Below are 13,905 nucleotides of genomic sequence, written 5' to 3' on the forward strand. Positions count from 1 at the left end.
TTGACGGTTGGGTTCGGTCGCCGGCTACCCGGCGGATGGTGAGCGGGTCAGCACGTTGTATTTGAAGCCGTACTTGGCGGTGTAGGTGCTGCCGCGGCGGCCGGAGCCGGTCGGCATGCCCTGGATCAAACTTGACGTCCCGGCATGCGGGGCGGCGTTGGCGCCGTCGAAGCTCGCGGGTGCGCCGGGGAGCGGGGTGACGTTCGAAACTGTGTTCGCGGCCCACGTCGGCGGCACCGACAACTTCCCGACCAGGCCTGCCTGACCCCAACCCGCGACGGGAGTCCCCCAGGCGCCGATCGCGCCGGGAGGTGGCAGGGCCCCGCCCAGCGCCGGGCTGGGAGCGGGCGCGCCGGGCACCAAGCCGGCTCCCCACGCGGTCGTGAAATTCATTGTGCCGATCGGGAAGTAGGGCCAGTTGGTGGTCGAGTTCGCGAGCCCTTGGTTACCGACGGCAAGCGTCCCGCCGCCGAGCAGGGAGGAGATCAGCCCACCGTTGCCGACCAGCCAGGACGGCCAGCCCGTTATCTGCCCCGTCGAATCGACGGTGAATCCCCAATAGGTCAGGAATCCGTCAATGGCCGACGTCAGCGACGGGGCCGGGACCGACGTCGCGGCCGCGGCGTTGCCCGCCGGGATGGCAGCGGCCCGCTCGACCGCCGCCGCCTGTTCCTGAACTCCGTTCGGGTCGGCAGTTTTCGGCGGTTCGGTGAACGGGTTCAATACCGAGGCGGTCGCCGAGGAGGCGGCGTAGCCGTACATCGCGACGGCGTCCTGCGCCCACATCTCGGCGTACTCGGCTTCGGTGGCCGCTATCGCCGGCGTGTTCTGACCGAAGAAGTTCGTTGCCACCAGCACCGCCAGCAATGCCCGGTTTGCCGCTATTACCGCGGGCGGCACCGTCATCGCGAACGCGGTCTCGTATGCCGCCGCTGCCGCCCTCGCCTGCATCCCGGCCTGCTCAGCCTGGTCGGCGGTGGCGCCCAGCCAAGCCACGTAAGGTGCCGCCGCGGCCATCATCGCCGCCGAGGCTGGCCCCACCCAGGGTGAGCTGGTGAGTTCGGTGACCACGGCGCCGTACCCGGCGGCCGCTGTGCCCAATTCTGCGGCCAGCCCATCCCAGCCTGCCGCGGCGGCCAGCATCGGCCCGGATCCCGGGCCGGCGTACATCCGGCCCGAATTGATTTCGGGCGGCAACGCCCCGAAGTCCAACACCACCCCTCCTCAGCCGGCCGCGTTCGCACTCTGGCTCGCGGGCCGGACGCCATCGGCATCGGTCGAACGGCGAATCGGGCTCACCGGAACCGCGACGTTCCGGGTGCCTCTCCCCCAGTGGAATTCGCTAAAGCCCGTGTGAAAAGTCGAGAACGATAGCATTGTCAGCGGTTTGCTGGCCTGTTATCGACCTGTTGCATATGAAATACATTAGATTGCGGACTGCTAACCCGATGGCCACGACGCCAACAATTCACTCCCTGCACACCGATGTTCAGCTTTCGTTAAACCAGCGGTTGTGCTTATGCCGTGCACGCTGCGGAAACAGGTCAATTTGCAGTCCAACACAGCCACGCGGCCAGCAGTAGGCGACCATATGTTTTTTCTATGAACGTGCGGTTGAGAGACCTGTTTCTATGAAGGCTCATAGCAACAGCTTCAAGCTGCGGTGCCTCTAGCGGGATCCGAGCAGCTGGCAACGCCAAAAAGCTACTGCCGCCGCGCGTGAAGTCCGCGCGGCGGCAGTAGCTGTGTGTAGTCCGGTGCTACCGGCGCACCTCGGTGGCGGCAACCTGGACAAACACGCCGGTGTCCTCCGCCATCAGCAGGCCTCGACCACGCGGCAGCGGACCGCCCTTCATCTTGCCGCGGATGAAACCCTCGTCCGGGTCGGCATCCATCACCAGCAACGGCGCGTTGGCCTGGTGCAGGGCCCGCAGCATCGGGTCGCTGCCCGCCGAGGACCAGCCACCGAAGGTACGGGTCACGATCACGTGCAACCCGACGTCGGCGGCCCGGTTCACGAACGGGACGGCCTTGTGCAACGGCGAATCGAAGCCCGGCGGCAGCTGCTGAATGTCGTCCACGATCAAGAAGATCTCGGGCCCACTCCACCAGGACCGCGACAGCAGCTCTTCGGCGGACAAGCCGGGTGGCGGCTCACGGCCGGCCAGCGCCGCCGAAAGCTCGCCCATCATCGCCACCACGCCGTCGAGGTTGTAGGCGAACCTTTCGACATAGTCGGATCCGAGCGTGGTCAGCAGCTGACGGCGCGGGTCGATCAGCCACACCTGAGCGGACTTCTTGCCGGCCGGTGGCGGCGGAGCGCTGGTGGCGCCCGGCGCATACAACCGCCCGATCTCGGACATGATGGTCGCCAGCGTCGTGGTGCGCCCGCACTCGCGACGGCCCGTCACCATCAGGTGTGCGTTCTCGGCGAAGTTGAGATACACCGGCTGCAAGTCCAATTCCGATATGGCCCAAGCAATTCCGCCCGCACCGACACCCTGACGGGTGTCCCGCGCCGCCAGCTCGCGCACCTGCTCCACGCCGAACTTCGCCGGCAGCCGTCGCACCGGCGGAGCCGCTGCGGTGGTGAGCCGGCTGACCGCCGCGATGACGCTGTCGCTCTCGAACACGTTGTTGGGCGTGCTGCTCAGCGCCGGCCGGGCCACCAAGGTGTGCAGGCCGGCCTGCGGGTCGCTGTCCAGTCGGACATAGTTCACGGCCACCATGCCGCGGCCCGGCTTGACCGGGACGTCCTTGGCGAACCGGGAACGCACCAGCTTGGCGTCCTCCACCGCGGCCAGCCGCAGCTCGACGCGGGAGCCGAAACCGCTACGCACGGGCGGCCGCAGCTCCGATTCCCGGTCGGCGGTGACGATCACGTGCACGCCGAACGAAGGACCCTGGTTGATGATCAGGTTGACCTGGTCGATCAACACCTCGTTTTCCTCGGCCAGCGCCCGGTAGTTGTCGATGACGAGGTAGACGTCGCCGAATCCGTCGTTGGGAACAGGTCCGGCTTCGTCGCCGAACTTGCGGCGGCGGAACATCTCCATTGACGCGATGCCGTACTCGAGGAAGCTGCGCTTGCGCTCTCGCACCAGCGCGAGCAGTTCGGCGACCGTCCGCCGCACCCCGTACGGGTCGGTAGGGCCGGCCACCTCGCCCACGTGCGGCAGCCGGGCGATCGTGGTCAACGCCGTGCTGCTGTACGCCAGGCAGTAGAACTGCACCTGCTCGGGAGTGTGGGTCAGGGCGGCCGAGCAGATCAGTGTCTGCAACGCCGTCGTCTTGCCCGAACCACCGGCGCCCAGGATCAGCACGTTGGAGCCGGGGCCCGAGGTGTCGACGGTCCACGGCGGCTGGTCGTGCTTGAACGGCCGGTCGATGATGCCGATCGGGAACACCAGGTTGCGGGCCGAGCCGTAGTCCTTGTGCCAGGGGTGGCCGAGGAAACGGTTGACCAGCTCGTCGATGGCGACCGGTTCGGTCAGCGGGGGCTGCCACAACCGGTACGGCTCGAAGTTGATCCTGCGCAGCTGGTCGATGATCACGGTGCCGACCTTGGGCGTCCGGATCGCTTCCTCTTCCTCGTCCTCTTCGGTCGCCGCGCCGTTGACTTCGCCGTTGGTGTAGCTGGGCACCGGCGGCGGTTCCACGCTGGGCCCGCCGACGCTCACCTCGAGTGGGGTGAACGAGTTGGTGAACAACTGGGGGCGCACGTAGTCGATGCTGTGCACCAGCACCGGTGCCTCCTCGCCGTCGACGGAGGTGATCCGCAGGTAATCCCGCCAGAGGAACTCGGCCTGGAACCGGATGATGTCCTCGAGGCTCTTCCGGAAATAACCGAGACCGGCCTGGGCCGGCAGGTTCACCGCGTTGGGCACACCGGCCGCCTGCGCAGCCCCGGCGGTACGAGCCTTCAGCACCAGGCGGTAACCCATGTTCTCCATGAGCTTTTCGGCGCGACTCTCGATCGTCTGCGAGGCCATCATGAGGTGGATCCAGTACGCGCGGCCCTGCCGGCCGATCGAGTCCAGCACGTCGACGGCGGTCGGCATGATGCGGAACCACTCGTAGAACTCGTCGATCACCACGACCAGCATCGGCAGCGGCGCCATGTCCTGGCCACGAGCGCGCATCCTGGCCCGGACGGCGTTGTACTCCTTGGCGTCATCGACGCCGGCGCTGTCGCAGATCGCCTTGCGTCGCGCGATCTCGCCCCACAGCGCGTCCAGGAACCGTTCCATCAGCGCCTGGTCTTCTTCCAGGTCGGTGATGATGCGTGAAACGTGTGGAACCCCGGCGAACGGCTTGACGGCCGATCCACCCTTGAGGTCGGCCAGCACGAACTGCAGCTCCTCCGGCGGGTGGCCGAGCATCAGCGACTCGATCACGGTGCGCACCAGCGTCGACTTACCGGAACCGGTGGTACCCGACATGACACCGTGCGGACCGTCGCCGCCTTCGTCCAGGGACTTCATGTCCAGGAACAGCAGCTCGCCGTTGTCGGAGCGATTGCCGAACGGCACCCGCAGCCGGGAGCGGCCCATCGTGTCGGTGCGGCTACCCCACAGGTCCTCGAAGTCGATCGAGGCCGGATCGTCGATGCCGTAGTAGGACAGGATGTCGCGGGCCCCGATGTGGGCCACCCGCTGACCGATCTCTTCGTAGGCCTCCGCCAGCCGCCACTGCGCCAGCTTCTGAGCGAACTCCTCAGCTTCGGCGGTGCTCATCTGGTCGGTCAGGGCAAAGAACCACGCCTTGTCGTCGATCACCATCCAGGTGTCGCGGTCGCGGGGCAGGGCTTCGATGACACCGACCTTGTCGAACTCGAGCTTGCGCTCGGGAACCCCGGTCCACATGGGCGAGCCGGTCAGGTCGAAGAAGGTGACACCGTCGACGCCCTCGGCGCTGATCACGTACTCCCACTGCGGGTCGTCGACGTCGGCGATGATCACGTGGTGCGGCGTCGGCGTCTGGGCCGACGAGCTGGCGTGCCGCGGGGTGAACGATCCGCGGCCGGCGAACAGCTCGGCCTGCTCGGCGGCGAACTCCCGCACCGAGCTGTAGACCATCCGCGCGCTGCCAGCGGCGTCGGTCCGGCGCGAGTCGCCGAAGTGCGGCAGCCATTTCACCCAGTCCCACTCGTCCAGGTCGGAACTGACGACGATCAGCCGGACGTGATCAGGGCCGTGGGAGAAGGTCAGCTGGCAGATGATGGCGCGCATCAGGCCCAGTACCTGCTCGCGCTCGCCGACCAGGGCGTACCACGGCTCGACCAGCACCGAGATCATCTTCGGCAGGTTGTAGACCACACTCTGGTAGCGGCCGAACTCCTGCAGCGCCTTGCCTGTTACCGGCTCCAGCTCGATGTCGGTCGGCATGTTCTGCGGCTCACCCCAGGTCACCTCGGGGCGCGTCATACCGACGCCGACGCGAACGACTCCGAAGTTGAGGTCCTTGCCGTCCGGCTTGCGCTCCCACATCCGCTGCGAGCCGACGGCGGCGGCAAGGGTGTTGGGGGCCGGGTGGAACCACCGGTAGTTGGCGTCCATGCTGTCCGCCGACTCCTGCGCGGTCTCGCGCAGCATGTCCAGCATCAGCATGAACTGGGCCCGCATGGCGTCCAGCTTGGGCCGGCTCATCTGCTGCTGCCCGCCGAACCGGCCGCCGAACATCATCATCATCATGCCGCCGACCATGAAGATCGGGAAGATCGAGCCGACGCCGCCGAACACGTGCGAACCGCTGGCGAAGGTCATGGCGACCATGCCGCCCAGCAGACCGATGACGACGACACCGACCACGATCAGCCACCAGGGCTTGCCCTCCGGCGGCGGAATGCTCAACGGCGTCGGGAGGACGATGTTCTCCGGCTTGATTACTGGAGGCTTCTCCGGTGTGGGTCGTGCAAAACCGCGTTTCACTTAGGTACCACCAACTCTGAAGGGGTCATGTCCATAGGTAGCGTGTCGTGCTCCACGAGGGCGTCCGCTCGGGACAACGTGGGGCCCTGCGGCAGCAGGCGCAGCGCCACCCACGGCGCCAGGCTGGGCTGCAGGGTGAGGCCGAGCGCTTCGCGAGCTTCCTTGGTGTCGTCCACACCGAACCGCGCGCCGGCGTTGGTCAGCCACCACAGCGACTCGGCGGTCTGGGCGCCCGGGTTGTTACCGGTGACGGCGACGAAGTTCGCATAGTTCGGGCCGAAGTAGACCTGGTCGGCCTCGCGACCGGTCATGTCGGCCTTGACCAGGTTGACCACTCGCTTCATCTCGCTCGGCTTGATCGGGATGCTGGGCCCGGACACCACCTGGACGCGGGCCCGGTTCTCGCCGTTGGTCCGTTCCCACCACCAGCAGGTGGACGGGTTCTCCCGGATGTCCAGGACGTTCAGCGGGTCGTTGGGGTAGGCCGACAGGTCCAGCCGGTTGACCACCGGCATCCTGGCCAGCGCCGACGGCTCCACAGTGACCGGCTTGGTATTGCCCGGTCGGCCGGCGTTCTGCAGGATCTGGGCCACCAGGGGCGGCAACGTCTGCACTCCGTCCGTCAGGACAAGCGAATACTGTTGCGGCCCGCTGATCTGCGGGGTGACGAGAATCGTCCCAACCGGGCCGGGGGCGCCGGGGAAGGTGGCCGCCGCGCCCGCGTTCGGCACCTCGGGTACCAGGAGCTCGGGTCCGACCGGCAGCGCGTCGTACAGGGCGTGACTCATCGGCCGCGCCTGGCTGACCTGTTCCGGCGTCAATCCCAGTGGCAGCAGCACCGAACGGTCCGTTGCATCGATCTTCGACCGGCGGCCCTCCCGGATCACCCAGGCGTTACCGCCGTAGCTGAGCACCACCGCGTCCGACCCGGTCAGAACCCGGCGGTGGCCGCTCATGTCCGGAGTGCCGTCGATCACGGTCACGGTCACGCCGCTCATGGACGCGACACCACCCGAGGAGCCGCCGACGGTGTCGCACACCAGCCACGACGATGCGGGTGGATTCTTGGGCGCGAATTCCGTCGGCGCACCCGGGATACCGACCAGCGGCCCGTGCGGCATGCTGGCGATCTGGCTGCCGCGGACCAGGTGCGGGTTGTCCGCCCGCCCGGTGATCAGCCGCGCCGACGCCAGGTTCAGCGCCGGGTAGAGGCGGTCGCCCACCTTTACATAGAGTGCGCCCGAATCGCGGTCGGCGATGATCGGTGCGTCGTTGATCTGGCCGGCCGGGCTGATGAAGGAGTACAGCAACGCGCCCAGGCAGATCACCAGGGCCGCGGAGACCGAAGCGACAACCGCCAGCGTCTGGCGGCGACCGGGCTCGATCTCCATGCGGACCCGCCAGCGGGTCAACGCCATCGCGGTCCGGCGCGCCAGGAACTGATACCCGGTTACCTGGGTCCGCGTGGACAACCCAAGGCCGTACCCCGACCCGCGCTGCCCGCGGCTATGTTCGGCCACGCTCGATCACCTCTCGGTCTGTCATGTCGTCTGAACTTTCAATAACGTCTGAATATGTCAAAGCGCCTTGATATATAGCCCTCGTGTCTAATAAGCGCTAAAGCACATCGATACCGTAAGGCACTCGCGCAGACCCCGCCATGCGTCGGCGAAAGCGCTGGATCCCCCACGGATTCGTCGTATCTTCATTGGGCATGTTAGCTGCGAAACGCCGACAAGGCGCGTCAAGTAACCGACTGTTAAATCAACCTCACGCAGACGCCCGCTGAGACCCCACTGAGCTGCGGGGCCGCATGGCACGGAAGATGAGCGGCATGACTGAGCTTGCGCCATCGCTTGTCGAGCTCGCCCGGCGGTTCGGCGTCGCGACCAGCTACCAAGACTGGAGCGGCCGGCACGTGGTGGTCGCCGAGTCCACCCTGGTGGCCGTGCTGGGCGCGCTCGGTGTCCGGGCAAGCTCCGAACAGGACCGCAACGCCGCACTGATCGCCGACCTCCGCGCGCATTGGGCGCGACCACTGCCGCCCACCATCGTGGGACGTGCCGGCGGGCAGACGCGTTTCTGGGTGCATGTCACCCACGGCGACCCGGCCGAGGTGTGGCTGCAGCTCGAGGACGGGACCGAACGCGGCGGTGTGGAACAAGTCGACAACTTCACCCCGCCCTTCGACCTGGACGGTCGTTGGGTGGGCGAGGCCAGCTTCGTGTTACCGACGGACCTGCCGCTCGGCTATCACCGCGTCCACCTGCGCTCCGGCGACTACCAGAGCAGCACCGCACTCATCGTGACGCCGGATTGGCTGGGCCTGCCCGAGAAACTGGCCACCCGGCGCGCCTGGGGTCTGGCGACCCAGCTGTACAGCGTGCGGTCCCAGCACTCCTGGGGCGTGGGCGACCTGGTCGACCTCGCGGACCTTGCGCTCTGGTCGGCCACCGCGCACGGGGCCGACTACGTATTGGTCAACCCGCTGCATGCGGCCGCTCCCTCGGGCAGCCAAGAGCCGCTGAAACCGATGGAGCCGTCACCGTACCTACCCACTTCGAGGCGATTCGCCAATCCGCTCTACCTGCGCGTGGAAGCCATTCCCGAGTTCGCCGAGCTGCCCAAACGCGGCCGGGTGCGCCAGCTGCGTGACGAGGTCCAACACCGTGCCGCCCACCGCGACAGCATCGACCGCGACAGCGCCTGGGCCGCGAAACGCGCGGCGCTGAAGATGATTCACCGCCAACCACGCTCGGCGGGCCGCGAGTTGGCCTACGCGGCCTACCGCGCACGGGAGGGACACGCCCTGGATGACTTCGCGACCTGGTGCGCATTGGCCGAGAAGCACGGCGCCAATTGGCGACGATGGCCGAAATCGTTGCGGCACCCCTACGCCCCCGGTGTCGCGGAGTTCGTCGCCAAGAACGCCAACGCGGTGGACTTTCACCGGTGGATGCAGTGGCAACTGGACGAGCAGCTCGCCGCCGCACAATCGCAGGCCACCCGCGCCGGGATGACGCTCGGCATCATGCACGACCTGGCCGTCGGCGTGCATCCGAATGGCGCGGACGCGTGGGCGCTGCAGGACGTGCTCGCGCTTGGGGTGACCGCAGGGGCGCCCCCCGACGAGTTCAACCAGCTCGGCCAGGACTGGTCCCAGCCGCCGTGGCGGCCGGACCGGCTGAACGAACTGGAGTACCGGCCGTTCCGGGCTCTGATTCGCGCCGTGCTGCGGCACTCCGGCGGGGTCCGCATCGACCACATCATCGGGTTGTTCCGGCTGTGGTGGATTCCCAGCGGCGCCCCACCGACCGAAGGCACCTACGTCCGCTACGACCACGAGGCGATGATCGGCATCGTTGCGCTGGAAGCACATCGGGCCGGCGCGGTGGTGGTAGGCGAGGACCTGGGCACCGTCGAACCCTGGGTGCGCGACTACTTACTTCTCCGCGGACTGCTGGGCACCTCGATCCTGTGGTTCGAACAGGACCGGGACTCGGGTTCGGCCGGTGCGATGGCGCCGCTGCCCGCGGAGCGGTGGCGGGAGTACTGCCTGTCTTCGGTCACCACCCACGACCTGCCGCCGACGGCGGGTTACCTCGCGGGCGAACATGTGCGGCTGCGGGAATCCTTGGGGTTGCTGGCCCGCCCGGTCGAGGACGAGCTGCGGTCCGCGGCGGCCGAACGCGAGGGCTGGCTGGCCGAGCTGCGGCGGGTCGGGCTGCTCGACGACGGCCCCGAGGACCCGAGGGACGCCGAGGACCCCGAGCGGGTGATCCTGGCGCTGCACCGCTATCTGGGCCGCACGCCGTCGCGGCTGCTGGGCGTGGCACTGACCGACGCGGTGGGCGACCGGCGCACCCAGAACCAGCCCGGCACCACCGACGAGTACCCGAACTGGCGGGTGCCGCTGGCCGGCCCGGACGGACAGCCGATGTTCCTTGAAGACGTCTTCACCGATCCGCGTGCCGCAACTCTGCTGGACGCGGTGCGGGCCGCGATCACACCCGAGCCCGCGTGAGCCGCATTCAGGTTTCCGCCGCGGACCGGGCGGCACTCAGCGATCTGGTGCACCGGTATGCGGCCGGTGTCGATGACCACCAATTCGATTTGGTAGCAACATTTTTCACCGAGGAAGCCGAGTTGGCGGTACCCGACCCGCCGACCGCGCTGCAGGCGGTGCACACCCACCACGGCCGGGCGGCGATCGCCGCGGCCGTGGCCGCGGTCGGCCAGGTCACGCGCACCGAGCATGCCATCGTCGGCGAGGTGTATGACATGGCGGAGCGGCCCGGGTTGGCCCGCGGCCGCATCACTTGCGTTGCGCACCATTGGAGTCAGCGTGCCGAAGACGTGGTCGACGCGGTCTGGCATCTGCGTTATGACGACGAGTACGAACACACCGACGCGGGTTGGCGCATCAGCCGGCGAACGCTGACCATCAACGCCATCGAGACCCGCCCGGTACGCCGGCTGCGGGGTCACGAATAGTTGCCGTGAGCGCCGAACCTGTTTGTTCAGAACGTGATTCGGGTAGTTGAGTGGAGGGCTCCAAACCGGCCGATCGGGACGGTCGACTGCACGTGAATGCAGCAGAGGAGACGTTTCTTGACGAACGAACCGACGCACGAACTCGCAGAATTTGAAACCAAGGCCGAACGCACCCCCGGCCTGGTTGTCATCGCTGGTGCCGTCCTGGCGTTCGTGGTATCCGCCGTGACATTCGCGCTGGGCCATGCCGGGGCCGGGATAGCCGCGGCGTCCATCGGGATGCTGGTGTTCGGTGGTGGTCTGGCCTGGCTCGCGGAGGAACGTAGGCGCGTTCGCCAAGTCGAGCGGGACCTGCGCTGCTGGGGCCGCTACCAAGACCGGCGCTGACGACTCGGGTCAGCGCAGTTCGGCGAGGTTCTTCACCGACTTCTCGACGTCGGAGCGCAACACCCGGGCCACCAGCCGGCCGACCGGACCGCTCAGCACGCCGCCGGAAAGGTCGGCGGTGAGATGAAAATCCGAGCCCGGACTCTTGTCCTTGACCGACATGGCCACGGTCAGCCGGATGCCGCCGCGGCCGCGGCCCTTCAACTCGATCGCGTTGGGCTCGTCGTACTTCGTCACTTCCCAGTGCACGACGTTGCGGAAACCCTTGACCCTGATGCACGACGAGACACAGGTGCCCTTCTCGATGGTCGACGGGACCTCACCGCGCCAGCCGGCGAAGATCGTCATCCACTCGTCGAATCGGCTCAGGTCGGACGCGAGCTTCCACGCGGCTTCCGGCGAGACTTCCGATGTCGTCGAGACGTCAACCCGTGCCAAGTTCTGCTCCTCCCGCGGGGATCCAGGTCGATCCAGAGTCGCAGTTACATACCCGGCCGCAGCGGTCCGGTAAACACCTCGACGTTTGTAATCAGGTCTGTCTGTCACAGTTTCTTATTTATACAGTCGCCATAGTGTAAATTTGCTCAGCGTGAGCAGAACCAGTGACAAGGGCCTGGCAACCAGTACCGACCAGGTCGATACGCTCGATCGGCAGCTGGGAGTGGACTACGCCAGCGAGGTGCATACCGCCGAGGACGTTGTCGACGTCGAGGCGTATGGCGGCGGTTTCGATCTGACCCGGCGTGCCACCGCGCCGCGACTGCGCGTGGGCCGCGACAAGTGGTTCAACCTGCTCTGGCTGATCCCGATCGGCTTCGCGCTCTTGGTTGCCGGTGTGGCGATCGGCAAAGGCCTGCACCACATGCCCGCCGTGCAGTCATTCATCGAGCGCTATCCCGGCGTCGATCCGCACTCCAGCAGCCCCCCGGGGCGGCCCGCGTGGATCGGCTGGACACACTTCTTCAACCTGTTCATGATGACGTTCATCATCCGTTCCGGGATTCAGATCCTGTGCGACCATCCGCGCCTGTACTTCAGCCGCAACGCCACTCCAGGCAAGGATGAGTGGCTGCGCGTTGGGCCACCGGTTCCCGACGATCCGCTGTGGACCGCCAACGCCGACACCGTCGCCCTGCCGCCGCAGTTCGGCCTGCCCGGATTCCGTCACTCGATCGGGCTGGCCCGCTGGTGGCATCTCGGCGTCGACGTGCTGTGGATGGTCAACGGCGCGGTGTTCTACGTCCTGCTGTTCGCCACCGGGCAGTGGCGGCATCTGGTCCCGACGAGCTGGGACGTCCTCCCCAACGCCGCGTCGGTAGCTATTCAGTACCTGTCGCTGAACTGGCCGACGGACAACGGCTGGGTCGCCTACAACGACATGCAGTTGCTGGCGTACTTCACCACTGTGTTCCTCGCCGCGCCGGCCGCCATCATTACCGGGCTCGGCATGTCACCGGCGCTGTCGCAACGGGTTCACTGGCTGAGCAAGCGGTTGAGCATCCAGCACGCGCGATCGCTGCACTTTCTGGTGCTGGTGTACTTCCTGTTCTTCATCCTCACCCACGTCACGATGGTTTTTGCCACCGACGCCCTGCGCAACCTGAACCACATGTTCGCCGCGCGCGACGACAACAGTTGGGTCGGATTCGGCGTGTTTTGCGTCGCAATGGTGATCGTGGCCGTCGGCTGGGTGGCCGCGACCCCGTTCACGATCAAGCATCCGCGGGTGGTGCAGCGGGTGGGTTACGCGCTGGTCGGTCCCTTCCAGCGGGCCCTGGAACGCCTCAACCCCAAGCCCGGCGCCTTCACCGAGAAGGACATCTCGCCCTACCACTGGCGCAACGGCCGTCTCCCCGAGACCGTCGAATACAAAGAGCTGGAGAAGAACGACTTCGTGGACTGGCGGCTGCGGGTCTACGGCCTGGTGGAGAACCCGACGGCGTTCTCGCTGGAAGATTTGCGGGCACTGCCCTATCACGACCAGATCACCCAGCACTTCTGCATTCAGGCCTGGTCGGGCGTCGCCAAGTGGGGTGGTGTGTCGATGCAGACGATCATGGACATCGTCAAACCATTACCCGAGGCAAAGTGGGTGGTTTTTTATTCGATGGGACTGGGCGCAACGGGCGGAATTTATTACAACGCGCACCCGATCGAGCAAATGACGCACCACATGAGCATGCTTGCTTACGACATGAACGGTGAGCCACTGCCCTATCTGCACGGCAAACCGCTGCGGCTGCGCAACGAATTACAGCACGGCTTCAAGCAGGTGAAGTGGATCAAGGGCATCGAGTTCGTGGCGCATTACAAAGAAATCGGCAGCGGCTACGGAGGGTACAGCGAAGACCACAAGTTTTTCGGACGGCATCAGACGATCTAGTGCCGGCTGGTCAGCCCCCGGGCCAGGCGCTGTCGACCTGGGTGGCTATGTCGATGACCTGAGCGGCCTGCGATTGGGGCGAGTCGATCTCTTCCTTGACGTACTGGGCGATGAACCGCCGGATCTCCCCGTCCACGCCGGCCAGAATGCGCAATACTTCGCCGCGAATGGACTTCGAGGACACGTTGACGGTGATGTCGGAGGGCCGTGGCTTGGAGACATCGACGATCAGGAGCAGCGGCTCGGCCGCGCGTGCGGTCGCCCGCAGCGCGATGTCACCGGAGACCAGGAATCTCTGCTTGTCGAGCCGCAGGTCCAGCAGCAAGTCGATGGACAGCGGAATGTGGATGACGAAAGTGATCAGGTCACCGAGCTTGCGGGTCACCCGCGGCTCCTGAATCTTGACCTTCGCGCTGACCTTGGCGATGCCACCGGGCCCCTGTGCGATCGGTTCCATAGCGAATTCGCTGCCGGCGATGTCAGCCAACGCCGCGGCGACCCGGTCCGGCGTGACGGCAACTTCGAAAAATCGGCGGCCGAACTCTTCGTAGCTGAGGAAGTCGTAATTTTCCATAGAGTCATACCGTCTCATGCCGCCCGCGCTAACGGTCGCTGATCCGCTCGCGTCGCGGCAAGAGAGGCCCACAATGGTGGCTGGGATCGGGGTCCAAACGGGGTCAGAACGGGCGCCGACGACTTTGTGAACAACGC

General features: G+C 66.6%; 9 protein-coding genes. 4 read left to right on the forward strand and 5 right to left on the reverse strand.

The window, feature by feature from the left end:
- Positions 1–24: 24 nt before the first annotated feature.
- From BN972_RS17895 to eccB, 3 genes are all read right to left on the reverse strand, one after another.
- A complete protein-coding gene (locus BN972_RS17895; RefSeq protein ID WP_036361190.1) occupies positions 25–1,215 on the reverse strand; it encodes a PPE family protein in 1,191 nt (396 codons plus the stop codon).
- A 545-nt stretch (positions 1,216–1,760) separates the two neighbouring features.
- The gene (locus tag BN972_RS17900) at positions 1,761–5,930 is read right to left on the reverse strand and encodes a type VII secretion protein EccC (protein WP_036360345.1); all 4,170 of its coding nucleotides are present in this window, start codon (positions 5,928–5,930) and stop codon (positions 1,761–1,763) included.
- Positions 5,927–7,450 (reverse strand): type VII secretion protein EccB, encoded by a 1,524-nt coding sequence (eccB, locus tag BN972_RS17905; RefSeq protein ID WP_036360347.1) that lies wholly within the window; start codon positions 7,448–7,450, stop codon positions 5,927–5,929. Before eccB ends, BN972_RS17900 begins: the two co-directional genes overlap by 4 nt.
- A 314-nt stretch (positions 7,451–7,764) precedes the next feature.
- Here eccB and malQ point away from each other — a divergent pair, with 314 nt between their 5' ends.
- The 3 genes from malQ to BN972_RS17920 all read left to right on the forward strand — a co-directional run bounded on the left by malQ (position 7,765) and on the right by BN972_RS17920 (position 10,811).
- Positions 7,765–9,954 carry a 4-alpha-glucanotransferase gene (gene malQ / locus BN972_RS17910; RefSeq protein ID WP_036360349.1) on the forward strand — a complete coding sequence of 730 codons (2,190 nt, stop codon included), beginning with the start codon at positions 7,765–7,767 and terminating at the stop codon, positions 9,952–9,954.
- Positions 9,955–9,959: 5 nt separating this feature from the next.
- The gene (locus BN972_RS17915) at positions 9,960–10,424 is read left to right on the forward strand and encodes a nuclear transport factor 2 family protein (RefSeq protein WP_036361192.1); all 465 of its coding nucleotides are present in this window, start codon (positions 9,960–9,962) and stop codon (positions 10,422–10,424) included.
- Between the two features lie 117 nt (positions 10,425–10,541).
- Positions 10,542–10,811 carry a hypothetical protein gene (locus tag BN972_RS17920; RefSeq protein WP_036360351.1) on the forward strand — a complete coding sequence of 90 codons (270 nt, stop codon included), beginning with the start codon at positions 10,542–10,544 and terminating at the stop codon, positions 10,809–10,811.
- 9 nt (positions 10,812–10,820) lie between these two features.
- On the opposite strand, the gene BN972_RS17925 is transcribed toward BN972_RS17920, so the two are convergent.
- Complete coding sequence (locus BN972_RS17925; protein ID WP_036360353.1) at positions 10,821–11,249, reverse strand: type II toxin-antitoxin system Rv0910 family toxin; 429 nt, start codon at positions 11,247–11,249, stop codon at positions 10,821–10,823.
- 217 nt (positions 11,250–11,466) lie between these two features.
- On the opposite strand from BN972_RS17925, the gene BN972_RS17930 reads away from it, so the two are divergent.
- Positions 11,467–13,194, forward strand: coding sequence for a molybdopterin-dependent oxidoreductase (locus tag BN972_RS17930; protein ID WP_036361199.1), 1,728 nt, complete (start codon positions 11,467–11,469; stop codon positions 13,192–13,194).
- 10 nt (positions 13,195–13,204) lie between these two features.
- On the opposite strand, the gene BN972_RS17935 is transcribed toward BN972_RS17930, so the two are convergent.
- Entirely contained in the window at positions 13,205–13,768 is a 564-nt protein-coding gene (locus tag BN972_RS17935) for a hypothetical protein (RefSeq protein WP_036360355.1), read from the reverse strand.
- Between the last annotated feature and the right edge of the window lie 137 nt (positions 13,769–13,905).

Origin of the sequence: Mycobacterium asiaticum DSM 44297 (assembly GCF_000613245.1) — a bacterium.
Classification (GTDB): domain Bacteria; phylum Actinomycetota; class Actinomycetes; order Mycobacteriales; family Mycobacteriaceae; genus Mycobacterium; species Mycobacterium asiaticum.

Excerpts from the sequence above, each read along its gene's own strand:
- BN972_RS17935 (WP_036360355.1), bottom strand. The coding sequence starts at position 13,768 with ATGGAAAATTACGACTTCCTCAGCTACGAAGAGTTCGGCCGCCGATTT.
- malQ (WP_036360349.1), top strand. The coding sequence starts at position 7,765 with ATGACTGAGCTTGCGCCATCGCTTGTCGAGCTCGCCCGGCGGTTCGGC.